21 protein-coding genes are annotated in these 25362 nt (G+C 72.8%); 11 read left to right on the top strand and 10 right to left on the bottom strand.

Annotated features, from left to right (window positions below; genetic code table 11):
- Window positions 1-8 precede the first annotated feature (8 nt).
- Together ACZ7JZ_RS05945 and ACZ7JZ_RS05940 are read left to right on the top strand one after the other, a co-directional pair.
- Window positions 9-1205, top strand: coding sequence for a thiolase C-terminal domain-containing protein (locus ACZ7JZ_RS05945; RefSeq protein ID WP_470933646.1), 1197 nt, complete (start codon window positions 9-11; stop codon window positions 1203-1205).
- Between the two features lie 988 nt (window positions 1206-2193).
- Entirely contained in the window at window positions 2194-2892 is a 699-nt protein-coding gene (locus ACZ7JZ_RS05940) for a pyridoxine/pyridoxamine 5'-phosphate oxidase (RefSeq protein ID WP_470933644.1), read from the top strand.
- A gap of 162 nt (window positions 2893-3054) precedes the next feature.
- Here the strand turns inward: ACZ7JZ_RS05940 and ACZ7JZ_RS05935 are convergent, their stop codons facing one another.
- Both ACZ7JZ_RS05935 and ACZ7JZ_RS05930 read right to left on the bottom strand, forming a co-directional pair.
- Entirely contained in the window at window positions 3055-3519 is a 465-nt protein-coding gene (locus ACZ7JZ_RS05935) for a Zn-ribbon domain-containing OB-fold protein (RefSeq protein ID WP_470933642.1), read from the bottom strand.
- Window positions 3516-3968, bottom strand: coding sequence for a DoxX family protein (locus ACZ7JZ_RS05930; protein WP_470933640.1), 453 nt, complete (start codon window positions 3966-3968; stop codon window positions 3516-3518). The genes ACZ7JZ_RS05935 and ACZ7JZ_RS05930 overlap by 4 nt, the downstream gene beginning before the upstream one ends.
- A 212-nt stretch (window positions 3969-4180) precedes the next feature.
- On the opposite strand from ACZ7JZ_RS05930, the gene ACZ7JZ_RS05925 reads away from it, so the two are divergent.
- The 6 genes from ACZ7JZ_RS05925 to ACZ7JZ_RS05900 all read left to right on the top strand — a co-directional run bounded on the left by ACZ7JZ_RS05925 (window position 4181) and on the right by ACZ7JZ_RS05900 (window position 12191).
- Window positions 4181-5392 (top strand): flavin-containing monooxygenase, encoded by a 1212-nt coding sequence (locus tag ACZ7JZ_RS05925; protein WP_470933638.1) that lies wholly within the window; start codon window positions 4181-4183, stop codon window positions 5390-5392.
- 285 nt (window positions 5393-5677) lie between these two features.
- A complete protein-coding gene (locus ACZ7JZ_RS05920; protein ID WP_470933636.1) occupies window positions 5678-6742 on the top strand; it encodes a cobalamin-independent methionine synthase II family protein in 1065 nt (354 codons plus the stop codon).
- 146 nt (window positions 6743-6888) lie between these two features.
- Complete coding sequence (locus tag ACZ7JZ_RS05915; RefSeq protein WP_470933634.1) at window positions 6889-9135, top strand: acetate--CoA ligase family protein; 2247 nt, start codon at window positions 6889-6891, stop codon at window positions 9133-9135.
- An 11-nt stretch (window positions 9136-9146) separates the two neighbouring features.
- The gene (locus tag ACZ7JZ_RS05910; RefSeq protein ID WP_470933632.1) at window positions 9147-9995 is read left to right on the top strand and encodes an enoyl-CoA hydratase/isomerase family protein; all 849 of its coding nucleotides are present in this window, start codon (window positions 9147-9149) and stop codon (window positions 9993-9995) included.
- A 1135-nt stretch (window positions 9996-11130) separates the two neighbouring features.
- Window positions 11131-11730 (top strand): ArsR family transcriptional regulator, encoded by a 600-nt coding sequence (locus ACZ7JZ_RS05905; protein WP_470933630.1) that lies wholly within the window; start codon window positions 11131-11133, stop codon window positions 11728-11730.
- On the top strand, window positions 11727-12191 hold the full coding sequence (locus ACZ7JZ_RS05900; protein WP_470933628.1) for a hypothetical protein: 465 nt from the start codon (window positions 11727-11729) through the stop codon (window positions 12189-12191). Before ACZ7JZ_RS05905 ends, ACZ7JZ_RS05900 begins: the two co-directional genes overlap by 4 nt.
- A gap of 1069 nt (window positions 12192-13260) precedes the next feature.
- On the opposite strand, the gene ACZ7JZ_RS05895 is transcribed toward ACZ7JZ_RS05900, so the two are convergent.
- Entirely contained in the window at window positions 13261-14157 is an 897-nt protein-coding gene (locus tag ACZ7JZ_RS05895; protein ID WP_470933626.1) for a hypothetical protein, read from the bottom strand.
- A gap of 155 nt (window positions 14158-14312) precedes the next feature.
- Between ACZ7JZ_RS05895 and ACZ7JZ_RS05890 the strand changes: the two genes are divergently transcribed.
- The gene (locus ACZ7JZ_RS05890; RefSeq protein WP_470934178.1) at window positions 14313-14936 is read left to right on the top strand and encodes a flavin reductase family protein; all 624 of its coding nucleotides are present in this window, start codon (window positions 14313-14315) and stop codon (window positions 14934-14936) included.
- A gap of 38 nt (window positions 14937-14974) precedes the next feature.
- Here ACZ7JZ_RS05890 and ACZ7JZ_RS05885 read toward each other — a convergent pair whose 3' ends face one another.
- The 3 genes from ACZ7JZ_RS05885 to ACZ7JZ_RS05875 are packed head-to-tail and all read right to left on the bottom strand — an operon-like array spanning window position 14975 to window position 18271.
- Window positions 14975-16042: a Zn-dependent alcohol dehydrogenase gene (locus ACZ7JZ_RS05885; RefSeq protein WP_470934176.1), complete on the bottom strand. Its 1068-nt coding sequence runs from the start codon at window positions 16040-16042 to the stop codon at window positions 14975-14977.
- Window positions 16043-16047: 5 nt separating this feature from the next.
- Window positions 16048-17304 carry an acyl-CoA dehydrogenase family protein gene (locus ACZ7JZ_RS05880; RefSeq protein WP_470933624.1) on the bottom strand — a complete coding sequence of 419 codons (1257 nt, stop codon included), beginning with the start codon at window positions 17302-17304 and terminating at the stop codon, window positions 16048-16050.
- Between the two features lie 46 nt (window positions 17305-17350).
- Entirely contained in the window at window positions 17351-18271 is a 921-nt protein-coding gene (locus ACZ7JZ_RS05875; protein WP_470934174.1) for an SDR family NAD(P)-dependent oxidoreductase, read from the bottom strand.
- A 93-nt stretch (window positions 18272-18364) separates the two neighbouring features.
- Here ACZ7JZ_RS05875 and ACZ7JZ_RS05870 point away from each other — a divergent pair, with 93 nt between their 5' ends.
- Complete coding sequence (locus ACZ7JZ_RS05870) at window positions 18365-19291, top strand: cyclase family protein (RefSeq protein ID WP_470933622.1); 927 nt, start codon at window positions 18365-18367, stop codon at window positions 19289-19291.
- Between the two features lie 220 nt (window positions 19292-19511).
- Here ACZ7JZ_RS05870 and ACZ7JZ_RS05865 read toward each other — a convergent pair whose 3' ends face one another.
- The 4 genes from ACZ7JZ_RS05865 to ACZ7JZ_RS05850 all read right to left on the bottom strand — a co-directional run bounded on the left by ACZ7JZ_RS05865 (window position 19512) and on the right by ACZ7JZ_RS05850 (window position 23582).
- Window positions 19512-19949 carry an ATP-binding protein gene (locus ACZ7JZ_RS05865; RefSeq protein ID WP_470933620.1) on the bottom strand — a complete coding sequence of 146 codons (438 nt, stop codon included), beginning with the start codon at window positions 19947-19949 and terminating at the stop codon, window positions 19512-19514.
- 301 nt (window positions 19950-20250) lie between these two features.
- The gene (locus tag ACZ7JZ_RS05860; RefSeq protein WP_470933618.1) at window positions 20251-21165 is read right to left on the bottom strand and encodes an acyl-CoA dehydrogenase family protein; all 915 of its coding nucleotides are present in this window, start codon (window positions 21163-21165) and stop codon (window positions 20251-20253) included.
- Window positions 21166-21171: 6 nt separating this feature from the next.
- On the bottom strand, window positions 21172-22317 hold the full coding sequence (locus ACZ7JZ_RS05855; protein WP_470933616.1) for an acyl-CoA dehydrogenase family protein: 1146 nt from the start codon (window positions 22315-22317) through the stop codon (window positions 21172-21174).
- Window positions 22317-23582, bottom strand: coding sequence for an amidohydrolase family protein (locus ACZ7JZ_RS05850; protein WP_470933614.1), 1266 nt, complete (start codon window positions 23580-23582; stop codon window positions 22317-22319). Before ACZ7JZ_RS05850 ends, ACZ7JZ_RS05855 begins: the two co-directional genes overlap by 1 nt.
- Before the next feature lie 145 nt (window positions 23583-23727).
- Here ACZ7JZ_RS05850 and ACZ7JZ_RS05845 point away from each other — a divergent pair, with 145 nt between their 5' ends.
- On the top strand, window positions 23728-25332 hold the full coding sequence (locus tag ACZ7JZ_RS05845; RefSeq protein WP_470933612.1) for a class I adenylate-forming enzyme family protein: 1605 nt from the start codon (window positions 23728-23730) through the stop codon (window positions 25330-25332).
- Window positions 25333-25362: the final 30 nt, after the last annotated feature.

Below are 25362 nucleotides of genomic sequence, written 5' to 3'. Positions count from 1 at the left end.
TCAGATTTATGCCCACGCCTTCAGCTCACCTCACCGACGAGGGCGGCCGACGCAGGGTCGCGATCGCCGGCATCTCCCTCTCGGACTGCGGACGGGTCGACGAAGCGACCCCGTACGCCCTGCACGCCCAGGCGGCCCGCCGCGCCCTCGCCGACTCCGGCCTGGACCGCGGCCTCATCGACGGCTTCGCCTCGGCAGGACTCGGCACCCTGGCCCCCGTCGAGGTGGCGGAGTACCTGGGCCTGCGACCCACCTGGGTGGACTCCACCACGGTCGGCGGCGCCACCTGGGAGGTCATGGCCGCCCACGCAGCGGACGCCATCGCCGCAGGCCAGGCGAACGCCGTCCTGCTCGTCTACGGCTCCACGGCCCGCGCCGACATCAAGGCCCGCCGCCGCACCGCCAACCTGTCCTTCGGCGCCCGCGGCCCCCTCCAGTTCGAGGTCCCGTACGGGCACACGCTGGTGGCCAAGTACGCGATGGCGGCCCGCCGCCACATGCACGAGTACGGCACCACGCTCGAACAGCTCGCGGAGGTGGCCGTCCAGGCCCGCGCGAACGCCGCGGCCAACCCCGACGCCATGTTCCGCGAACCGATCACCGTCGACGAGGTCCTGTCCGGCGACATGATCGCGGACCCCTTCACCAAACTGCACTGCTGCATCCGCTCGGACGGCGGCTGCGCCGTCCTCCTCGTCGCCGAGGAGTACGCCGCCGACCTGGCCAAACCCCCCGTCTGGATCCTGGGCTCCGGCACCTCCGTCTCCCACACCACCATGTCCGCATGGGAGGACTTCACCGTCTCCCCCGCAGCCGTCTCCGGGCGCCTCGCCTTCGCCCGCGCGGGCCTGACCCCCGCCGACGTGGACATCGCCCAGATCTACGACGCCTTCACGTACATGACCCTGGTGACCCTGGAGGACCTGGGCTTCTGCGCAAAGGGAGAGGGCGGCGCCTTCGTCGAGAAGGGCCGGCTGCTGCGCGACGGCGACCTCCCCGTGAACACCGACGGCGGGGGCCTGTCCGCCTGCCACCCCGGGATGCGGGGCCTGTTCCTCCTGGTGGAGGCCGTCCGCCAGCTCCGCGGCGAGGCAGGCGCCCGCCAGGTCCACACACGCGACGGCCGCCTCCCGGAAGTAGCGGTCGCCTCGGCCACGGGCGGCTGGTTCTGCTCCTCGTCCACCCTGCTCCTGGGCCGCCACTGAGCCCACGGTGCGGGCCCTCGGCTGACGGTGGCTTTGGTGCCGGAAGTACCGCCCAGCGGATCGCAGGGCACGGGACGGGACGGCTGCCGCCGAGATCGGTGGCGGCCCATGCCCGGCCCCAGACGGCCCGGAGGCCGCTTGGCCGGCCGCGGCTGTGTAGCGATCCGCTGCGGCTTGTGGTCTTTCCGCCCGGGGGAACGGGGTGCGCCTGGCGATGCTGACCGCCCGTGTCCCTGGTCCCCTGCTGCTTTTCTCCTGTGGCTGCTGGCAGGTCTGGGACGTGGCGTCCCGTGGTGCCCTGTCAAGGGTGGCCCGCAGGGCCATCGCGCAGCGACGCGCAGCGCCCTTGACAGGGCGCCGCGGGACGGCCGCACCCTCAGACATGCCAGCAGCCACAGGAGAACCTCTCCGACCCGGGCCGGGGGCTAGAGAGGTGGGCCGGGGGTAGCGGGGCCGCTGCGCGGTGCTGGTCCCCTACCCGCCCCTTCCCGAAACTGGGGCTCCGCCCCAGACCCCGCGCCTCAAACTCCCCCAGACTTCGTCCGGGGGGACCCCCTGGCGAGGCTGGAGGGTCAGGGTCGGGTGGGACCCCCGCCGGGGCTGGACAGCCGGGGTCGAGACGAGCCGCGGCCCCGCCCCGCCCCCTCGCCGTGACACCGCCCGCCCACCAACCCCACACGACCTGAGCGCCGTACCCCGACGCGCCCCGGGGGCGGCGGGCAAAAGCCGGCCAGCCGAGGCGTACAGGCGGGGGAGGAGACCCCGGCCCGGGGTACGCGCCGTACCCCGGGCCCGTCCCGGGGGCGGCGGGCAAGCACCGGCCAGCCGAGGCGCACGGGCGGGGGAGGAGACGGCGGCGCGCGGGAGCTCGTAAGCGGAGACGGGAACGCGGAGAGACAGCCGCGCGCTGGGGCCCGTACCCCGACCCGCCCCACCCCCGTACCCCGCCCAACCCCCCTCCCGCCCCCCGCCGCCGTAGGCTGGCCCCGTGGTCAGTGACGAGGAGTTCGGGGCTGCGCTGCGGGCGCAGCGGGTGTGGGACGTGGAGCTGCCCGGGTTCGAGCCGGAGAAGGCTCCGGAGGAGCCCGAGCCGCTGTTCCGGGAGTGGTTCGTGGCAGCGGTGGCGGCCGGGCAGGCCGAACCCCACACGATGGCGCTGGCGACCGCGGACCCGGACGGCCGCCCCGACGTACGGACCCTGATGCTGCACGGCGTGGACGACCGCGGCTGGCTGTTCGCCTCACACGCGGGCAGCGCCAAGGGCCGGCAGCTGGCCGCCCGCCCGGACGCGGCCCTCGCCTTCTACTGGCCCGCCCTGGGCCGCGCCGTACGCATCCGCGGCCGCGTCGCACCCGGCCCCGCGGACGAGGCGCGGGCCGACCTGGCCGCCCGTACCCGCGGGGCCCTGGCAGCCGCACTCACCGGCCGCCAGAGCGAGCCCCTGACCAGCGCCGACGAGCTCGCGCAGGCCGCGGACGCCGCCTGGGAGCGGGCGGGCGCCGAACCCGACGCGCCGGTCCCGGGCTGGACGAGGTACGTGCTGGAGCCGCACGAGGTGGAGTTCTTCCAGGGCGACGCCCAGCGCCGGCACGTACGGCTGCTGTACCGCCGCCGCCCGGCCACGGACGGCACGGCGCCCGCAGCCGGAACCGCCCGGACCTGGGAGCGGCACCTGCTCTGGCCATGACGGGCGGGGCGGCTACGGACACGGCGGCGAACCGGCCCACCCAGCCCGCACCGCCCACACGGCTGGCCCCGCCCACACGGCTGGCCCCGCCCACACGGCTGGCCCCGCCCACACGGCTGGCCCCGCCCACACGGCTGGCCCCGCCCACACGGCTGGCCCCGCTCACACGGCGCGAAAGACGGGAATGGCGAGCTCCTCCACATCCGAACCGGCTCCCGTACCTTCACCCGAGCCGGAACCGGAACCGGCACCACCCCCACCCCCACCCTCCCGCCGAAAGGTGACCTCGACCGCCATGCCCGCCCGGGGCTCCGGGCAGTCGACGAGTTCGGTCATCATCCGCGGCCCCTCGGCGAGGTCGACCACGGCGGCCGTGTACGGCACGCGCGCGCCGAAGGGCGGCAGGTCGTTGCGGTGGACGACGGACCAGGTGTAGAGCGTGGCCCGTCCGCTCGCCTCCTCCCACTCCACGTCCTCGCTCCAGCAGTACGGGCAGAACTCCCGCGGGTAGTGGTGGGCCCGCCCGCACGCCCCGCACCGGCGCAGCAGCAGCCGCCCGGCGGCCGCCGCCTCCCAGAAGGGCCGGGTGAACGCGTCCGCCTCGGGGAGGTCGTAGCGCGCGCTCACAGGAACAGCCCGATCGCACTGTCGAGGGACCAGGCCTGCCAGCTCATCGCGAAGAGGGCGACGAGCGAGATGAGCGCCATCATCGCGTTCTGCCCCTGCTCGGCCCAGTCGTGGATCATCAGCACGAGGTAGAGGAGATTGAGCAGCAGCCCCCCGACCAGCGCGATCGGGGTCAGGAACCCCGATACGAGCCCGAGCCCGAGGGCGAGTTCCGCGTACACGACGACGTACGCCATGAGCTTCGGGCGCGGCTGCACGACCGCGGTGAACCCGCTCCGCACGAACCCCCACCGGTGCTTGCCGGCCACGTCGGCCGCCCACGCGATGCCGGTCCCGCGCTCGAACCAGCCCTTGCGGTCCTTGTGGCGCCAGCTCTCCAGCCACCACAGCCCGAGTCCGATCCGAAGTACGGCGAGCCATTCGGCCCCCGTGAGCCAGACGGTCTGCATGAGAAACCCCTCCCACCCGCGCCGTGCGCCCACGACGATCTGACGGTACGTCAGTTCAGCCGATCCGCGCCGCCCGCGCAAGGGGCGGGACCCCGCACACCCGCCACCACAGCCCACCACCACACCCCCACCCCCCATCCGTGATCCATTCGCAACCGGATCCCCTCTTGACCGAGACCCATCAACCCAGCGTGCCGATACGCTCACACTCCATGGCCGACAGCACCCCCCACATCCGCGAAGCCGACGGCTCCACCGCGCCACCCGTGTACGTGATCGGCGCCGGCCCCGCCGGTCTCGCCGCGGCCGCCGCACTCCGCGCCCGCGGGGTACGGGCCGTAGTGGTCGAGAAGTCCCCCGACGTGGCCGCCTCCTGGCGCGCCCACTACGACCGCCTGCGCCTGCACACCACCCGCCGCCTGTCCGGCCTCCCCGGCCTCCCCATGCCGCGCCGCTTCGGCCGCTGGGTCACCCGGGACAACGTCGTGCGCTACCTGGAGAAGTACGCCGAGCACCACGAGCTGGAACTCGTCACGGGCGTGGAGGTCCACCGCATAGAACGCGCGGACGAAACCCCTGCTGAACCAACCGAAGCCCCCACACCCCCCACCCCCCGCTGGCTCCTCCACGCCACCGGCGGCCGCGTCCTCGCCGCCCGCGCCGTCATCGTCGCCACCGGCTTCAACCACACCCCCCGCCTCCCCGACTGGCCCGGCGCGGACACGTACGCCGGACAGCTCGTGCACGCGGGTACGTACCGCAACCCCACCCCCTACGAGGGCCTCGACGTGCTCGTCGTCGGCGTCGGCAACACCGGCGCCGAGATAGCCGTGGACCTCGCCGAGGGCGGCGCCGCCCGGGTCCGCCTGGCCGTGCGCACCGCCCCGCACATCGTCCGCCGCTCCACGGCCGGCTGGCCCGCCCAGCGCTCCGGGATCCTGATCCGCCGCCTGCCCGTACCGCTCGCCGACCGGCTCGGCCGGATCGTCGGACGGCTGTCGGTCCCGGACCTGTCCGCGTACGGGCTGCCCCGCCCGGAGACCGGCCTCTACAGCCGGGTCCTGGAGGGCGCCATCCCCGTCCAGGACATGGGCCTGATCGAGGCGGTGCGCAGCCGCAGGGTCGAACCGGTGGCAGCGGTCGAGTCCTTCGACGGCCCGGAGGTCGTCCTCGCGGACGGCAGCCGGATCACCCCGGACGCGGTGGTCGCGGCCACCGGCTACCGACGGGCCCTGGAGGGCCTGGTCGGGCACCTCGGCGTACTGGACGAGCGGGGCCGCCCACGCACCGACGGCCCCCACGACCTCCCCGAGGCCCCGGGGCTCTACTTCACGGGGTTCACCAACCCGATCAGCGGCATGTTCCGCGAGATGGCGATGGACGCACAACGCCTCGCGAGGACCCTGGCCCGCACGAAGCCGTAAACCGCCCACCCAGCCCCCACCTCAGCCCCCACGTCAGCCCCACCCCAACCCCCACCCAGCCGCATACCAAACCCCCGCCCCCCACACCCCCCGAACACCGGAATCTGGCTGAGATTCCGGCCGATCCGTTGCGAACGTGTCCGTCCCGATCACCACCCCCGACCCCCCGCACCCGCCCTGACCTGCCCAAACGCGCCCTCCACCGGGACCGCCCCGTCCGCCGCCCCGGACACAACCGAGCGGACGCTCTTGTCCGCGCGCGACCCCGCTTCCTAACCTCCGATCATGAGCATCCCCACCGAGCCCATCGGCAGCATTCCGCGCCCCGCCTCCCTCCTCCAGGCCCTGTCCCGGCACGCGGAAGGAGCCCTGTCCGCAGGCGAGTTGACCGCTCTGCAGGAGCAGGCCGCCGCCGAGACCCTGGCGCAGCTGGAGAAGCTGGGCTGTCCCGTCGTGGTGGACGGCGAGCAGTCCAAGCCCAGCTTCGCGACGTACCCCGTCGCCGGCCTCGAAACCCTCGCCCCCGAGGGCGCGGTGATCCCCTTCGCCGACGGCCACACCCGGCAGCTGCCGGCGCTGACCGGGGGCCCCTTCCGGTACGCCACGCAGGCCGTGACCTACCTCCGCCAGGCCCAGCAGTACACCCAACTCCCCCTCAAGCAGGCGGTGATCGCCCCCTCCGCCCTGAGCCTCCTCTACCCGGCCGGCGGGATCGAGGGGTACCCGCGCGAGACCTTCCTCGCCGACCTGGCCAACGAGGCGGAGGCGGACATCCGCACCTGCCTCGACGCGGGTGCGCACGTCGTGCAGCTCGACTTCACGGAGGCCCGGCTGTCCCTGAAGCTGGACCCCAGCGGCAGCCTGCTCAGCGATTTCATCGACCTCAACAACGAGGTCCTGGGCCGCTTCACGGAGGCCGAGCGGGCCCGCATCGGGGTGCACACCTGCCCCGGCGGCGACCAGGACTCCACCCACAGCGCGGACGTGGACTACGCCGAGCTGCTGCCGAAGCTGTTCACGCTGCGGGCGGGCAACTTCTACGTACAGCTGGCGAGCGAGTCGGACCCGGACCGCGTGCTGCGCGTCATCGCCGACAACCTTCCCGCCTCCGCACGGGTGTTCATCGGCGTGACGGACCCGATCAACCCGGTGGTGGAGACCCCGGAGCTGGTACGGGACCGGGTGCTGACCGCGGCGCAGTACATCCCGCCGCAGCAGCTGGGCACCTGTGACGACTGCGGGTTCTCCCCCTTCGCCGACGATATGTCCACTTCCCGCGAGGTGGCCTTCGCGAAGATCGACGCCCGCGTCCGCGGCACGGCCCTGGCCTCCCGGGAGCTGGGCCTCTGACGGTCCACCCGCCCGCACCCCCGCTTCACAGGAAGCCGTTCCGTCCGCCCTGTTCCTGACATGGCGTCAGTTCAGTAATCTGACTAAGCGTCAGCTTTCGAACTGAGGCCACCCCATCGAGTCATCGAGCAGGAGCGGGCGGAACGATGCTTGGATCTACTCACGGCACCCTCACCACCGACTTCCGCGCGCGCGTCGAGGCCTGCGGCGAACACCCCCGCAGCGCCGTCCACTCCACCGCCCCAGCCGACGGGGGCGACTCCGCGGAGCTGGACGTCAGCGGACGCCCCCTGCGCGCCGACGTACCCGACCTCGACCGCTTCTTCCGCCCCGAGTCGGTCGCCGTCATCGGCGCCTCCGACGCCGAAGGCAGACCCAACACCGGGATCACCCGCCAGCTCATCGCCTGGTCCGAACGGGTCGGCGCCCGGCTGCACCCCGTACACCCCACCCGCGAGACGGTGTTCGGGCGGCCCTGCTTCCCCTCCGTGGCCGAGCTCCCCGAGGAGGTGGACCTCGCCGTCGTCCTGGTCGGCAACCCGCTGCCCGTGATCGAGGAACTCGCCGAGACCAAGACCAAGTTCGCCGTGGCCTTCGCCTCCGGCTTCGCCGAGACGGGCGAGGAGGGGGCCGCCGCCCAGGCCCGTCTCAGCGCCGCCGTACAGCGCTCCGGCCGGGGCTCGGGGCTGCGGCTCCTCGGCCCCAACACCAACCTCAACGCCTTCGAGGAGTTCCGCACCGACCTCGAAGGCCCCGCCATCGCCCTGATCACCCAGTCCGGCCACCAGGGACGCCCCGTCTACGCCCTCCAGGAACTCGGCATCAGGCTCTCCCACTGGGCCCCCACCGGCAACGAGGCCGACCTCGAAACGGCCGACTTCATCTCGTACTTCGCCGAGCAGCCCGAGGTCGGGGCCATCGCCTGCTACGTCGAAGGCCTCAAGGACGGCCGGTCCTTCCTCCTCGCCGCCGACCACGCCGCCCGCAACAAGGTCCCCGTCGTCGCCGTCAAGGTCGGCCGCACCGAGACCGGCGCCCGCATGGCCGCCTCCCACACCGGCAAGCTCACCGGCGCCGACACCGTGGTCGACGCGGCCATGCGCCAGTACGGGGTCATCCGCGTCGACGGCCTCGACGAACTCCAGGACACCGCCGCCCTCCTGGCCCGCGCCCGGCCCCCGCAGGCCGAGGGCGTGGTCGTGTACTCCATCTCCGGCGGCACCGGCGCCCACTTCTCCGACCTCGCCACCGAGGCCGGACTCAGCCTGCCCGCCCTCTCCGAGGCCAAGCAGCAGGAACTGCACCAGTGGATCCCCGAGTACCTCAACGTCGCCAACCCGGTGGACAACGGCGGCCACCCCGTGGGCGACTGGCGCGGCCGGAAGATCATCGACGCGATCCTCGCCGACCCCTCCGTCGGCGTGCTGATCTGCCCGATCACCGGCCCCTTCCCCCCGATGAGCGACAAGCTCGCCCAGGACCTCGCCGAGGCCGCCGAGGCCACCGACAAGCTGATCTGCGTGGTCTGGGGCTCGCCCGTCGGCACCGAGGACGCGTACCGCACCACCCTCCTCGGCTCCTCCCGCGTGGCCACCTTCCGCACCTTCGCCAACTGCATCACCGCCGTCCGCGCCTACCTCGACCACCACCGCTTCACCTCCCACTACCGCTCCCCCTTCGACGAGGCCCCCCGCACCCCCTCCCCGTCCTTCCGCAAGGCCCAGGCCCTCATGCGGCCCGGCCAGCAGCTCAGCGAGCACGCCGCCAAACAGCTGCTGCGCGCGTACGGCATCCGCGTCCCGCGCGAGCAGCTCGTCACCAGCGCCGCCGCGGCCGTCCGGGCCGCCGGCCAGGTCGGCTACCCGGTGGTGATGAAGGCCTCCGGGCCCCAGCTCGGCCACAAGACGGAACTGGGCCTGGTCAAAATCGGCCTCACCTCCGCCAGCCAGATCCGCGACGCGTACCGGGAGCTCACCGACATCGCCCAGTACGAGGACGTGCCCCTCGACGGGATCCTCGTCTGCCAGATGGTCGAACGCGGAGTGGAGATGGTCGTCGGCGTCACCCAGGACAGCCTCTTCGGCCCCACCGTCACCGTCGGCCTGGGCGGCGTACTCGTGGAGGTCCTCCACGACACCGCCGTACGCGTCCCGCCCTTCGGCGAGGACCACGCCCGCACCATGCTCAGGGAACTCCGCGGCCACGCCCTCCTCGAAGGCGTACGCGGAGCCCCGCCGGCCGACGTCGACGCCCTGGTCGAGGTCGTCCTGCGCATCCAGCGCATGGCCCTGGAACTCGGCGACGCCCTCTCCGAACTGGACATCAACCCCCTGATGGTCCTCCCCCGCGGCCAAGGCGCGGTAGCCCTGGACGCCCTGGCCATCTGCCGCTGACGGAGCCCACGATGCCTACGGAACCCACCGAACCCACGGAAGCCCCCCTCCCTCCCTCCCCCACCCCTCCCTCCCCCCTCCTCCACCACACCTCGAACTCCGTCTCGTGGATCACCCTCAACCGCCCCGAGGCGATGAACGCCGTCACCTGGGAGCAGCGGGAGCAGATCATCGCCCTCCTCCACGAGGCCTCCGCGGACCCCGCCGTCCGCGCCGTCGTCATCACCGCGACCGGCAAGGGCTTCTGCGCGGGCGCGGACCTCCGCGGGGGCGGACCCGCCGCCACCGGCGAACGGCTGGTCGGCGACGTGTCCCGCATGATCCGGCAGGGCGCCCAGCGGCTCGTCACCGCGGTCCTCGACTGCGAGAAGCCGGTCATCGCCGCGGTCAACGGCACCGCGGCCGGCATCGGAGCCCACCTGGCCCTTGCCTGCGACCTCGTCCTGGCCGCCGAGTCGGCCCGCTTCATCGAGGTCTTCGTCCGCCGCGGGCTGGTCCCGGACGGCGGGGGCGCGTACCTCCTCCCGCGGCTCATCGGCCCCCAGAAGGCCAAGGAGCTCATGTTCTTCGGCGACGCCCTGCCGGCCGCGGAGGCCCACACCCTGGGCCTGGTCAACCGCGTCGTCCCCGACGAAGCCCTCACCGACACGGCCCGCGCCTGGGCGGAACGCCTGGCCGAAGGCCCCACCCGCGCCCTGGCCCTCACCAAAGCCCTGGTCAACGCCTCCCTGGACACCGACCGCACCACAGCCCTCACCGCCGAGGCCACCGCCCAGGAACTCAACATGACCACCGCAGACGCCCAAGAAGGCGTAACCAGCTTCCTAGCCCGCCGCCCCCCGAAATACCGCGGCACGTAACGGCCCACCACGCGCGCGGTACGAGCCCCCGGTCCACCGAGCCTCCAGAGGACGGACCGGAGGTACGGGATCCACCCCGACCGGGTACCCCTCCCCCACCCCAGCGCCCCGCCCGACCGGTGTCTCCCCACCGCCCCCGGGGCGGGCCCGGGGTACGTCGTCCAGCTCCGGGCCCGGGTCTCCTCCCCCGCCCCGGCACTCCACCCACCCGGCGTTGGCCCACCACCCCCAGGGCGGGGCCGGGGTACGGGGATCAGCACGTACGGGGTTTGGTTAGCGGCCGGTGCTGTGGTGAGGGGTCGGGCCACCCCGAGTCCCTTCGCGCTCCGGCTATCCACCCCGGCGGGGGTCCCACCCGACCCCGACCCTCCAGCCTCGCCAGGGGGTCCCCCCGGACGAAGTCTGGGGGAGTTTGAGGCGCGGGGTCGGGGCCACGCCGAAGCCCTATGTGACCCCGTCTATCCAGCCCCGCCGGCGTTTGAGGCGCGGGGTCTGGGGCGGAGCCCCAGTTTCGGGAAGGGGCGGGTAGGGGAACCAGCACCGCGCAGCGGCCCCCCGACCCCGGCCCACCGCGTCGCCCCCTACCCGGGTCGGGATGGCTCTCCGGTGTCTGCTCGCATGTCTGAGGGTGCGGCCGTCCCGCGGCACCCTGTCAAGGGCGCTCCCTCCGGTCGCGTCGCTGCGCGATGGCCCTGCGGGCCACCCTTGACAGGCCACCACGGGACGTCAAGTCCCAGACTTGCCAGCAGCCACAGGAGAAAAAGCAGCAGGGGGACCAGGACCCCAGGCTGGCCAGAGCACCGGCTGACCCCCGCCCTCCGGGCGGAAAGACCACAAGCCGCGACGGATCGCTACACAGCCACGGCCGACTCAGCGGCCTCCGGACCGGCCGGGGCCGGGCATAGGCCGCCAGCGACCGCTACGCGCTCCGGCCGCCAAGCGGCAGCCGGACCGCACGGGGCTGGGCAGAAGCCGCCACCGACCACTACCCGCACCAGCCGTCTCGGCGGCCTGCGATCCACTGGGGGCGGGCTGGGCAAGACCAGGTCCCAACGAGAGGCCCACTCACTCATCGGAGCGAGTGCACTACACAACGTGTCGGAATTTACGTAAGATGCAAGATACTCTTCAAGATATGCAAACTCCTCCGCCAGCTCTGCTCCCTCTCCTCCGCACCCCATTCCAAGGTGAGCTGCTGGCCTGGCTCTACCTGCACCCTCAAGAAGAGACCTCCCTCTCCGCCATGGCCGCGCGCTTCGGCGTCTCGTCAGCGACGGCGAGTCGGGAAGCCGACCGGCTCATCACAGCAGAGCTGATCGTCGCGCGACGCCAGGGGAATCTACGGCTGCTGCGAGCCAACACCGAGGGCCGGCTGGCAGGACCGCTGACAGACCTGTTCGCCTTGACGTACGGCCCCGTTGCCGTCCTCGGTGAGCTGGTCCTGCCGCTGGCAGGTGTAGAGGAGGCCCATATCTACGGATCATGGGCAGCCCGCTATGCCGGCGAACCCGGCGGAGTGCCCAACGATGTCGATGTCCTTGTCATCGGCACACCCGATGAAGATGCCCTGTACGAGGCCGCGCGAGAGGCCGAGAGGATTCTCGGACGAGAGGTAAACGTTCACCGCGTCTCACCGGGCCGCTGGAGAACCCCCGGCGCAGACCCCTTCCTCACCTCCGTCCAGAGCCGACCGATGGTCCGGCTCGCCGCCGCTGAAAGGAACGCCGGACAGTGAAATGGCAGCAAGGCCGCACCGAACTCGAAGGCATGATCACCCGCCGGGAGCTCGAACGGGTGCCCGCGAGTCGCGAACAGGCCGACAACCTCCTCCTGCAGGCGGCGAACCACCTCGCCTCGGCTCAGTCGATCGCTTCAGTTGACGCAATCGGCGCCTACCAACTGCTGTACGACGCAGCCCGCAAGGCCTTGGTGGCGGTACTAGAGAACCAGGGGCTACGGCCGACCAGCCGCGGTGGCCACATCGCAGTCCTCGAAGCGGTGAGAGCACAGCTCGACCCACCGCTCGGGGCCGTTCTGAGGCCCTTCGACCGAATGCGTCGACGCCGGAATCAGGCTGAGTACGCCGATCTGGACTCGCCCGCGATCCAAGCCGAGGACGTGGCCGTGGACGCACCGAAGGTCAAGGCGATCATTGACCTCGCGGAACGAGTCCTCGACGAGATGAGCCCCTTCTGACCGAGCCAGGTCGACGCCTCCGAGCCGCAACCCGGCCGCCTCCCGTGCTCTGCGACCCGCTGGACGGAAGTGGGAGCACAGCAGTAGGCGCCTGTCGCCGAGACGGCCGGAGCGGGTAGTGGTCGGTGGCGGCTTCTGCCCAGCCGCGGGCGGTCCGGCTGCCGCTGAGACAGCCTCGGCTGTGTAGCGATCCGCCGCGGCTTGTCGCTTGTGTCGGTTGTCTTTCCGCCCGGAGGGCGGGGGTCGGCTGCGGCTCTGGCCCGCCTGGCGATGCTGACCGGCTGGGGCCCTGGTCCCCCTGCTGCTTTTTCTCCTGTGGCTGCTGGCAAGTCTGGGACTTGACGTCCCGTGGTGCCCTGTCAAGGGCGGAGCGCCAGCGGAGTCGCGCAGCGACGCGACCGCAGGGAGCGCCCTTGACAGGGCGCCGCGGGACGGCCGCACAGTCAGACATGCGAGCAGACACCGGAGAGCCATCCCGACCCGGGTAAGGGGTGACACGGTGGGCCGGGGTCGGGGGGCCGCTGCGCGGAGCGAGATCCCCTACCCGCCCCTTCCCGAAACTGGGGCTCCGCCCCAGACCCCGCGCCTCAAACGCCGGCGAGGCTGGATAGACGGGGTTGTATAGGGACTCGGCGTGGCCCGACCCCGCGCCTCGAACTCCCCCAGACTTCGTCCGGGGGGACCCCCTGGCGAGGCTGGAGGGTCAGGGTCCGGGGAAGGGCCAGCCCCTGGCAGGCCGGATAGACGGGGTCGAGACGGGACCCGGGGTCGCCCCGGCCCCTCCACGACACCGTTCGCCCACCCATCCCGTACGACCTGAGCGCCGTACGCCGGGCCCGCCCCGGGGGCGGCGGGCAAAGACCGGCCCGCCGGGGCGTACAGGCGGGGGAGGAGACCCCGGCCCGGAGTAGGCCCCGTACCCGGGGCAGGGGACGAGACCCCGCCAGGGCTGGAGCCCGTACCCCGGCCCCGGCCCACCACGGGGGCGTCGGGCACGCACCCGGCAGGCCGACGGCCCGGGCGCGGGAACAGACCCCGGCGTGAGGGGTCGTAGCGCTGCCGTCTCGGGTCACGGTGTGGGCGCCCGGTGCAGGATGTGGAGGCCTCCGGCGTCGGGATCGCCCGCGACCAGGAAGAGCTTCAGGTCGGCGGCGGTACCAGTGGCGTACAGGTGTCGGTTGTCACCCGGCCCGCAGGCCTGCACGTCGAGGTCGGCCCCGGCCCGCCTGCGGTTTTGGGCCGGGCGGTGGGTCCACGTGCCTTCGCCCGTACAGCGCTCGCCGTTCCCGTCCGGAAGTCCGGTCACCGCAGCGGTGCCGTCCGCTCTCAGCAGGACGGTGGCACCGCTCCCCTCCCAGTTGCCCGCGAGCGCGGCGGCCGCCGGTCTCGGGGGCTCGTACGGTGCCAGGAAGCGGTCCGACGCATCGCACGCGGACAGGGCGAGCAGCAGGGTGAGGGCCCCTCCCGTACCCAGTGCCGTCGCCTTGACCTGTGCCGCCGTACCCGTCCCGCGCCTGCGGAACCACCGGCTCACGACGAGCGGCAACACTCCGCTCCCTGCGAGGGCAGCCCAGCCGGCCGGATAGGGTGCGCGGGCCAGTGCCCAGCCGACTGCCGCGATTCCGGCCGACACGGCGAGCAGCCAGCCCGCTTCGCCCAGGCGTACCGGCAGGCCGGTCCTGCGGCGGGTGACCCCGGCCATGACCGCCACCGGCTTGACGAAGAGCAGGGCGTGCCCGCAGCCGAATACCAGCGCCACCCCGGGCAGGAGGCAGACGACGAACAGCACCCCCAGGGGTGGGCCGTACCCGAGACCGTAGTCGTCCCTGGTCGGGAAGGTGAGCAGCCAGACGGCCAGGGCCAGGGCCGCCTGCCCAGCCGCTACGAACTCCGCGCCGGGTGCCTCGCTCCACCACGACGTCGCGGGAGCAGCCCCGCGATCCGCCTCCTCCGCCCCAACGGACATGGTTCACCCCTCCAGGCACCGACAGCATATAACTGAACATGTTCAATTGAACATGTTCAGTCAGAGGTGGGCGCAACCACCCCCACCGCACCTCCGCGAGGGTTCCTATCTGATGCATCGTCAGGTTCAATGCCCGTGTGATGGGACACGCAGGGATGGCGGCAACCGTCGTCCGATACCTCAGGTCCGTCGGCTCCCCGGTCACCGCGGAGCCCCTCGGCGCACAGGCTGTACCGCCCGCGCTCCCCCGCCCGCACCTGCGGGCCGTCGGGGAGGACGAGCGGGCGCCGGTCGCCCCCGCGGACTTCCGGGCCGTGCTCGGGAACTTCGCGAGCGGGGTCACCGTCATCACGGCCCCGGCGGACGGCGGGGAGGAGGCCGGTCCGGCCGGCTTCGCCTGCCAGTCCTTCGCCTCGCTGTCGCTCGATCCGCCCCTGGTGACCTTCATGGTCGCCCGCACCTCGACCACCTGGCCGCGGATCGCCCGCGCCGGGGTCTTCTGCGTGAACATCCTCGGCGCGGAACAGGGCGAGCTGTGCCGGGGGTTCGCGGTGAGCGGTGCGGACAAGTTCGCGGGGGTGGCGTACGCGCCGGCGCCCGTGACCGGCTCCCCGCAGCTGGCCGACGTACCGGCCTGGATCGACTGCCGGATCCACGCCGTGCACACCGGCGGCGACCACCTGATCGTGGTCGGGCGGGTGGAGGCGATGGGGGCTACGGGGGAGGGCGATCCGCTGCTCTTCCACCGGGGCAAGTTCGGGCGTTTTCAGGTGGGTTAGGGGAGGGGTGGGAGAGGGGCACCCACCCCCCACCCCCCTCAGAAGGTCAGCACCCCCCGTGCCACCCGCCCCTGGTGGGCGTCGTCCGCGGCCTTCGCGAAGTCCTCCACCGGGTAGGTCTTCGTGACCAGTTCGTCCAGCAGCAGGCGTCCCTCGCGGTACAGCTCGGCGTAGAGGGCGATATCGCGCTGCGGGCGGGAGGAGCCGTAGCGGCAGCCGAGGATGGACTTGTCCAGGTACATGGACGAGACCAGGAAGCTCGCCTCCTCCGTGAAGCCGGGTACGCCGAGCAGGACGGCCTGCCCGTGCCGGTCGAGCAGGTCGACGGCCTGGCGGATGAGCTTGACGTTGCCCACGCACTCGAAGGCGTGGTCGGCGCCGGTCGGCAGGATCTCCTTGACCGCCGCGCCCGTGTCCTCGACCGCCGACGCGTCCACGAAGTGCGTGGCACCGAACTGCCGGGCCACGGCCTCCTTCGCCGGGTTGGCGTCCACCGCGACGATGCGGCTGGCGCCCGCGATGCGCGCGCCCTGGAGGACGTTGAGGCCGATGCCGCCGGTGCCGATGACGACCACGGACTCGCCGCGGTCGACCTTCGCCCGGTTGAGTACGGCGCCGACGCCCGTCAGCACCCCGCAGCCGATGAGGGCGGCGGAGGTGAGGGGGATGTCCTCCGGGATCTTGACCGCCTGGACGGCCTTGACCAGGGTCTTCTCGGCGAAGGCCGAGTTCGAGGCGAACTGGTACAGCGGCTGCCCGCCCCGCGAGAAGGGCCGGGCCGGCATCCCGATGGCCTTGCGGCACATCGTGGGCCGGCCGCGGTCGCATTCGGCGCAGGCTCCGCAGTTGGCGAGAGTGGACAGGGCCACATGGTCACCGGGCGCCACGTGCGTCACTCCGGCCCCTACGGCCTCCACGACCCCCGCGCCCTCGTGGCCGAGCACCACGGGCGGCGGGAAGGGGATGGTGCCGTCGATGACCGACAGGTCGCTGTGGCACAGGCCGGCCGCGGCCACCGCCACCAGCACCTCCCCCGGCCCCGGCCCGCGGATCTCCAGGTCGTCGACCACCTGGGCCTGCTTGCCGTCGAAGACGACACCTCTCACCGCACTCACCGTCGCTCTCTCGGTAGGCCGAGCACGCGCTCGGCGATGATGTTGCGCTGGATCTCGTCCGAACCGCCGTAGATCGTGTCCGCCCGGGTGAAGAGGAAGAGCCGCTGCTCCTCGCGCAGGCCGTCCTCGTAGGCGAGCCCCGGCGACCAGTGCGCACGCCCGCCGCCCGCCGCCGCGGCGCCCCGTACGGCCACGGCGAGCTCGCCGAGGCGCCGGTGCCAGCCGCCCCACAGCAGCTTGGCCACGCTGGGCGCACCGGCCGCGTCCCCGGCGGCCGCGCCGCCCTGCCACGACCGCCCGCCGCCCGGGGCCGCGCCGCCCCCCAGCGTCCGCAGCGCGTTCCACCGCATCACCCGCAGCTCGGACCACTGCCGTACGAGCCGGTCCCGCAGGACGGGGTCCTCGGCGGCCCCCGTCTCCAGGGCGCTGCGCACGACCGACTCCAGCTCGGCCGCGAAGCCGATCTGCTGGACGAGGGTGGAGACGCCGCGTTCGAGGGCGAGGAGGGCGGTGGCGACGGTCCAGCCGTCGCCCTCCCCGCCGACGAGCTCCGCGGCGACGGCCCCCTCGAAGAAGACCTCGTTGAACTCGCTGGTCCCGGACAGCTGGCGGATCGGCCGGACCTCGATGCGCCCGCCGGGCTGGTCCATGGGGACGAGGAGGAAGGAGAGCCCGGTGTGGCGGCGCGAGCCCGGTTCGGTGCGGGCGAGGACGAAGCACCAGTCGGCCTCGGCGGCCAGGGAGGTCCAGATCTTCTGGCCGGTGACCCGGTACCTGCCGTCGGCGGGGTCCCGGACGGCCGTGGTGCGGACCGCGGCGAGGTCGGAGCCCGCGCCCGGTTCGCTGTAGCCCTGGCACCAGAGCTCCTCGCCGCGGGCGATGGCGGGCAGGAAGCGGTCGCGCTGGGCGGGGGTGCCGTGGGCGAGGAGGGTGGGGGCGAGGAGGTTCTCGCCGATGTGGCCGACGCGGGCGGGGGCGCGCAGGCGGGCGTACTCCTCGGCCCAGACGACCTGCTGGGTGAGGCTGGCGCGCCGGCGCCCGTACGCCCCGTCGGGGGCCTCCCAGCCGAGGCCGATCCAGCCTCCGCGGCCCAGTTCGCGCTCCCAGGCGCGGCGTTCGGCCACGCCCTCGTGCTCGCTGCCGGGTCCGCCGAGGCCGGCGGCGGCCGCGTACGGGCCGACGAGGTGTCCGGTGAGCCAGTCGCGCGCCCCGGCCCTGAACTCCTCGTCCTGTGCCCCGAATCCGAAGTCCACGCCTCGTCCACTCCCCTCCCGGTCGGTCCGAAGTCCCCGTCTGTGCTCAGGCGTTGGGGCGGTCCTTGGCCGCGGCGGCCTTCGCCATGGCCTCCAGCTGGGCGATCATCGGCATCGGGTCGGTGCCGACGGTGCCGGGGAGGAAGTCGGCGATCTTCTCGGGGGTCCAGGCCCCTTCGGCGTACCCGGCGCGCAGTTCGCGGGGCTGGGCCCAGACGGCGATCTTGGGTCCGGCGATCGTGTAGACCTGCCCGGTGATGCCCTCGCCCCGGGCCCGGTCGCTGAGCAGGTAGGTGACCAGGGCTGCGACGTCCTCGGGCTCGCCGATCTCCTTGAGCTCCATGGGGACGTTGGCGGACATGCGGGTACGGGCGACGGGTGCGACGGCGTTGGCGGTGACCCCGTACTTGTGCAGGCCGAGGGCAGCGCTGCGGACGAGGGAGATGATCCCGCCCTTGGCGGCGGAGTAGTTGGCCTGGGCCACCGAGCCCTGGTGGTTGCCGCTGGTGAAGCCGATGAGGGTGCCGGTGCCCTGGCGGCGCATGACGGCGGAGGCGGCGCGGAAGACGGTGAAGGTGCCCTTGAGGTGGGTGGCGACGACGGGGTCCCACTCCTCCTCGGACATGTTGAAGAGCATCCGCTCGCGGAGGATGCCGGCCACGCAGACGACCCCGTCGATGCGCCCGTACTCGGCGAGGGCGGTGTCGACGATGCGCTGGCCGCCGGCCATGGTGGAGATGTCGTCGGCGACGGCGACGGCCTGCCCGCCCGCGGCCTGGATCTCCTTGACGACGGAGTCGGCCACCTCGCTGCTGGGCTCGCCGCCCCCGATGGACACGCCGTAGTCGTTGACGACGACCCTGGCGCCCTCGGCGGCGGCGGCGAGGGCGACGGCGCGGCCGATGCCGCGGCCCGCGCCGGTGACGGCGACGACCTTCCCCGCCAAGAAACTACCCGTGTTCCCCACGTTCGGCACGTCCGGCCCCTTCCCGCGTTTTCTGACGGACCGTTAGATTCTATGGGTCATCAGGTCCGCGAACACAAGACCTCAGGAGGCCCCATGTCACTGCCGGCCGAGTTCCACGAGATCGCCAAGAGGGTCAACAACTGGGGGCGCTGGGGAGCCGATGACGAGATAGGAACGCTCAACCTCATCACCGCGGAGGCGGTACGGGCGGCAGCCGGCGAGGTCCGCTCCGGCCGCCGGATCCCGCTGGCCCTCCCCCTGAAGGAGGACGGGGTCCAGGCGGGCCTGATCCCCGGCCGCATCAACCCGCTGCACACGATGGTGCAGATCAACCAGGAGTTGTTCGGGCCGGGCACGGTGGCGTGCAGCGACGACGCGGTGACCATGGGCCTCCAGTGCGCCACCCACTGGGACGCCCTGACCCACGTCTCCCACTCCGGCCGCATCTACAACGGCCGCCCCGCGGACTCCATCACCCCGCACACCCGCGCCCAGTTCAGCGGCATCGACAAGGCCGCCCCGATCCTGAGCCGCGGCGTACTCCTCGACGTGGCCCGCGCCAAGGGCCTGGACCGGCTCCCGGGGGACCACGCCGTCACCCCCGAAGACCTGTCCGAAGCCGAGGAGTTCGGCCGCGTGACGGTCCGCCCCGGCGACGTGGTCCTGGTCCGAACCGGCCAGATCCGGACCTACCTGGCGGGCGACCGCCACGGCTACGGCTTCCCCTCACCGGGCCTCTCGGTCCGCACCCCGGAGTGGTTCCACGCCCGCGACGTGGCGGCCGTCGCGAACGACACCCTCACCTTCGAGATCTTCCCCCCGGAGATCGAGAACCTCTGGCTCCCGGTCCACGCCCTCCACCTGGTGGAAATGGGCATGCACCAGGGCCAGAACTGGAACCTGGAAAACTTGTCCACAGCCTGTGCAGAAGAATCCCGCCACTCCTTCCTCCTCTCAGCCATGCCGGAACCCTTCGTAGGCGGCACGGGCACCCCGGTGGCCCCGGTGGCGGTGCTGTAGGGGGAGGCGGGCGCAGGAGGGGGAAGAGCAGCAGCAGCCCGGGCAGGCGGGGAGCCGGGCGGACCTGCGGGTGGCGGCGTACGGTCGTGCGCGCCCCGAGCGCGGCACGGTAGCCGCCACCCCGCGACCCGCACTCGTCAAGGTCGGACCTTGGCGTCCCCTCGCGACGAATCGCTCCACTCCAGGGTGATCAACATATGACGAACCGTCAACACCCTCTTTAGAGGTACATGCGGCGATGCGGGGCGGGTTCGGGGGCGGCGGGGGGTTTCTCCTCGCGGTCCACCTCGCACCAGATCCGCTTGCCGGTGCCCTCCCGGGCCCAGCCCCAGCGGTCCGCGAGACCGTCGACGAGTTCCAGGCCGCGGCCGTTGGTGTCCTCGCCGTCCGCGTGCCGGGGGGCGGGCGGGCAGGCGCTGGTGTCCATGACCTCGACCCGGACCCCGGGGCCGCCGAAGAGCATTCTCAGGACGGCGGGGCAGCCCGTGTGCACGACCGCGTTGGTGACCAGTTCGGAGATCAGCAGGACGAGCGTGTCGGCGAGGGGTTCGTCGACCCCTATGCCGCAGCCGGCGAGCCGGGAGCGCGCCCATCTGCGCGCCCGGCCGACCTCCGCGGGATCCGCGCCGACCTCCAGCTGAACCTGAAGCACCTGCACCGCTCACACCATCCGAACCGGCGGACACTTCGCCTCGCGACAGGACGGGATCACGGTCCGTGACCCCCTTGCCGAGCAGCATGGTTGACATACAGTCACCACAACAAGCGCTTCGGGCATATTCCAGCGCGAAGGAGTAGGCGTGGTGCATACTGTGCGACGCCCTCGCCGCTCTACCGCTCGCATTCGTCGGAGCGTACCGGAGCGCGCCCCCGGCTCCGGTACGTAACGAGTAGGGCGAAGGACACAAAGCGATATCAACTCTCCGTAATCGGACATGCGTCCCGGCCCGTCCCACCAGTTACTCCTGTGGCGCAAGGTGCGAGGCCAGGTGCGAGGCGAGGAGTTCCTCCGCCTCCGCCGCCGTACACCACTGCTCGGCCCGCACCCAGGCCCGCTTCAGGTGCAGGTGCACGTCCGCCTCCCAGGTGAAGCCCATCCCGCCGTGCACCTGGAGGCAGTCCCGGGCGTTGCGGACGGCCGCCTCGTCGGCGAGCAGCTTGGCCCCGGCGATCTCCACCGGATCCCCCGTGACCGCCGCCGCGTAGACCGCCGTACGGGCCAGCTCGGCCCGCACCAGCATCTGCGCGCACAGGTGCTTGACCGCCTGGAAGGCCCCGATGGGCTGCCCGAACTGCTCCCGGTCCCGGGCGTAGCCGACCGCCGTATCGCAGGTGGCGAGGGCGCTGCCGGCCTGGAGGGCGGCGGTCAGGAGGGCGCCTTCGGGCAGCCGTGCGCGCGGGAGCGCGGTGCGGTGCAGGGGGGTCAGCGGGTCGGCGGAGGGTACGGGCTCGCCCGCGACGGGTCCGGGGGCGCCGAGTACGGCGTCCGCGTCGGCGAGGTGGGCGACCAGGCCGTCGAGGTCGGGGGCGGTGACCACCGCCGTGCCCTCCGCCGCGCCGGGGACGGTCCCGGCGGCGAGGTGGGTGGCGACCAGGGGGCCGGGCAGCAGGGCCCGGCCCGCCTCCTCGAAGACGAGGACGGCCTCGGGGAGGCCGAGGCCGACCCCGCCCTCGGATTCGGGGAGGCGGAGGGCGAAGAAGCCGGCTTCGCCGAGCTCCCGCCACAGGGTCCGGTCCAGCGCCCCGGCCCCCGCTACCCCCGCGTCCGCCGCGTCCACCGCCGCCCGCAGCTCCTCGCGTCCGAAGCGGCCCGCGAGCAGTTCCCGTACCCCCGCCCGCAGGGCCCGCTGGTCCTCCGTCGGCTGGAAGTCCACCTGCGCTCACCGGCCCTTCGGGAGGCCGAGTATCCGCTCGGCGACGATGTTCTGCTGGATCTGGGAGGTGCCGGCGGCGATCGTGTACGAGAGGGAGGACAGCCGGTCCGGGATCCAGTCCCCGTCGAGGACGAGGGACTGGGCGCCGAGCAGCTCCGCCGCCGTGTCGTAGAGCTCCTGGCGGGCGTGCGAGTAGCGCAGTTTGAAGACGGAGCCGCCGGTGCCGGGGACCCCGCCGGTGCGCGCGGACTCGCTGACGTTCCACTGGATGAGCCGCCACAGGGCGCCGAACTCGGCGGAGAGCCGGCCGAGCCGGCGGCGCAGCACGGGGTCGTCCCAGCGGCCGGTGTGCCGGGCGCGGGCGGCGAGTTCGCCCAGGACACGGCGGCAGGCGACGACCTCGCCGACGAAGGCGGTGCCGCGTTCGAAGGAGAGGGTGACCATGGTGACGCGCCAGCCGTCGTCCTCGGCGCCCACGCGGTGGTCTGCGGGGATGCGGACGCCGTCGAGGAACATCTCCGCGAACTCGGTGGTCCCGGCGAGGGTGCGCAGCGGCCGTACGGTGATCCCGGGGGCGTCCATGGGCATGGCGAGCCAGGTGATGCCGCGGTGTTTGGGGCTGCCGGGGCCGGGCGCCGGGCCGGTGCGGACGAGGAGTTCGCACCAGTCGGCGACCTCGGCGTGGGAGGTCCAGATCTTGGAGCCGGTGACGACGTACTCGTCGCCCTCGCGGACGGCGCGGGTGCGCAGGGAGGCGAGGTCGGAGCCGGCGCCCGGTTCGGAGAAGCCCTGGCACCAGATCTCGTCTCCGCGCAGGATCGGCGGGAGCCAGCGGGCGCGCTGTTCGGGGGTGCCCTCGGCGGCGATGGTGGGGCCGGCGTGGAGGAGTCCGACGAAGTTGGCGCCGACGTAGGGGGCTCCGGCGCGCTCGGTCTCCTCCAGGAAGATCAGCCGGAGGGCGGGGGCGGCGTCCCAGTGCACGTCGGCGTACCCGGCGTCGTGGAGGGTGCGCTGCCAGCCGGCGTCGTAGGCGCGGCGGCCGGGCCAGTCGGCGGGCGAGGGCCGGGGCGGGAGCTTGGGCAGGGTGTCGGCGAGCCAGGCGCGCAGCCGGGCGCGGAACTCCTCTTCCTCCTCGGTGTGGGAGAGGTCCATCAGCGGTTCCGGGCGGGCCGGCCGGGCTGGTCCGACCGGCCGGGCTGCCGGTCCGGGCTGCCGCCGGGCTGCCGGTCCCGGTCGAGCGGGAGGCCGAGCATGCGGATGGCGTTGCCCCGCATCAGCTTGTAGACGGTTTCCTCGTCGAGTCCGCCGACGTGGTCGAGGGCGACCTCCTTGGTGTGCGGGAAGGTGGAGTCGACGTGCGGGTAGTCGGTCTCGAAGGTGGCGTTGTCGCGGCCGACGGTGTCGATGGCGGCGATGCCGTGCTTGTCGCGGAAGAAGCAGCAGAAGATCTGCCGGTAGTAGTACGTGGAGGGGGGTTCGGGGATGAGGCCGCGGACCCCGCCCCAGGCGCGGTGCTCCCGCCAGACGTCGTCGGCGCGTTCGAGGGCGTACGGGATCCAGCCCATCTGGCCCTCGCTGTAGGCCAGTTTGAGCTGCGGGAACTTCACGAGGACCCCGCTGAAGAGGAAGTCCATCATCGAGGCCATGGCGTTGTTGAAGCTCAGGGAGGCCTGGACGGCGGGCGGGGCGTCGGGGGAGGCGGCGGGCATCTGGGAGCTGGACCCGATGTGCATGTTGACGACGGTGCCGGTCTCCTGGCAGACGGCGAAGAAGGGGTCCCAGTAGCCGGAGTGGATGGACGGCAGGCCCAGGTGGGTGGGGATCTCGGAGAAGGTGACGGCGCGGACCCCGCGGGCGGCGTTGCGGCGGATCTCGGCGACGGCCAGGCCGATGTCCCAGAGCGGGATGATGCACAGCGGGATGAGGCGGCCGCCGCTGTCGCCGCACCACTCCTCGACCATCCAGTCGTTGTAGGCGCGGACGCAGGCGAGGGCGACCTCCTTGTCCTTGGCCTCGGCGAAGGTCTGGCCGCAGAAGCGGGGGAAGGTCGGGAAGCAGAGGCTGGCCTCGACGTGGTTGAGGTCCATGTCGGCGAGCCGGGCCCCGGGGTCCCAGCAGCCGCGGCGCATCTCCTCGCGGGTGATGCCCTCCAGGGTCATGTCGTCGCGGTCGAAGCCGACGGCGGCGATGTTGCGCTTGTACGGGAACTTGAGGTCCTCGTAGATCCACCAGTCGGTGGGGGGTCCGTCGGGGTCCATCGAGATGACGTACTTGCCGCCGGTGTAGACGAGCTCGCCGATGCCCGCCGTGAGGGGCTGGGGTCCCCGGTCGCGGTACTTCGCGGGCAGCCACCGGTCGAACAGGTGGGCGGGCTCGATCACGTGGTCGTCCACGCTGATGATCCGGGGCAGTTCCATGGGGTTCCCCTCACCGTTTCTGATGGATCGTCAGAAACAAGCTAGCCCCGGGACCCCTGGACCGACAAGCGCCCGCGCCCTACCCTCTGCACTCGATCTGACAATCCGTCAGAGACCTGTCAGACGCTCAGCCCGGGAGGCCGCCATGACGGACACCGCGACGGAACTGGGACGGTCCGCGACCCTCTGGGAGCTGGTCGCGCGGCGCGCCGTACTCACCCCCGACGCCCCGGCCCTCATCGAGGCGGGCGAGGCCCCCGACGGCGCCGGAGCCCCCGACGGCACCGGCGCCGGCCCCGGCGGGAGCACGGCCGCAGCAGCCGACCGCCGCATCACCTTCGGCGGACTCCACGACCGTGCCGAGCGCACCGCCGCCGGCTTGTACGCCCGCGGCATCGGCCCCGGCTCCGTCGTGGCCTGGCAGCTGCCCACCCGCATCGAGACCGTGCTGCTCTCGCTGGCCCTGGCCCGGCTGGGCGCCGTACAGACCCCCGTGATCCCCTTCTACCGCGACCGGGAGGTCGGCTTCGCGCTGCGGGAGTCGAAGGCCGGCCACTTCGCCGTACCCGGCACCTGGCGGGGCTTCGACCACACCGCCATGGCCGACCGGCTCGGCGCCCGCGGGACCTTCGAGGCGTACGGGGAGCTGCCGGAGGGGGACCCCGCCGAGCTGCCGCCCCCGCCCTCCTCCGGGACGGACGTCCGCTGGATCTACTGGACCTCCGGCACCACGTCCGACCCCAAGGGCGTCCTGCACACCGACCGCTCGCTCATCGCCGGCGGCTCCTGCCTCGCCCACGCCCTGCGGCTGGGCCCGGACGACGTCGGCTCGATCGCCTTCCCGTACGCGCACATAGGCGGCCCGGACTACCTGGTCATGCTGCTGCTGTACGGGTTCCCGGCCGTCCTCTTCGAGAAGTTCGCCCTCCCGGGGGCGCTGGACGGCTACCGGCGCCACGGGGTCACGGTCGCGGGCGGCTCCACCGCCTTCTACTCGATGTTCCTCGCCGAACAGCGCAAGCAGCCCGGCCGCAAGCTCATCCCCACCCTGCGGCTGCTGGCCGGCGGGGGCGCCCCCAAGCCGCCGGAGATCTACCACGCGGTGGTCCGCGAACTGGGCTGCCAGCTCACCCACGGCTACGGCATGACGGAGGTCCCCATGATCACCATGGGCTCCCCGGCGGACACCCCCGAGAACCTCGCCACCACCGAGGGCCGCCCGCCCGCCGGGATGTCCGTACGCATCACCGGACCGGACGGCGCCCCGCTGCCCGCCGGGACCGACGGAGAGGTCCGGCTGCGCGGCGAGGCCGTCTGCCGGGGCTACCTGGACCCGTCCCAGAACGCCGGGCTCTTCGACGCCGACGGCTACCTCGTCACCGGCGACCTGGGGCACCTGACCGCCGGGGGACACCTCGTGCTCACCGGGCGCAGCAAGGACGTCATCATCCGCAAGGGCGAGAACATCTCGGCCAAGGAGATCGAGGACCTGCTGCACGCACTGCCCGAGGTCGGTGACGTCGCCGTCATCGGCCTGCCCGACCCGGAGCGCGGCGAGCGGGTCTGCGCCGTGGTCGAACAGCCCCCGGGCGCCGGGCCCCTGACCCTGGAGGCCGTCACCGCGCACCTGCGCGCCGAGGGCCTCGCCACCCACAAGCTGCCGGAGCAGCTGGAGCTGGTCGAGGCCCTCCCCCGCAACGACGCCCTGCGCAAGGTGCTCAAGTACAAGCTGCGCGAGCGCTATGCCTGAGGTGCGCGTACGGCGTACACGGCCCGTACG

It is taken from the genome of Streptomyces sp. NPDC038213, assembly GCF_055600495.1.
This window is presented reverse-complemented; position numbering and strand designations above follow the sequence as displayed.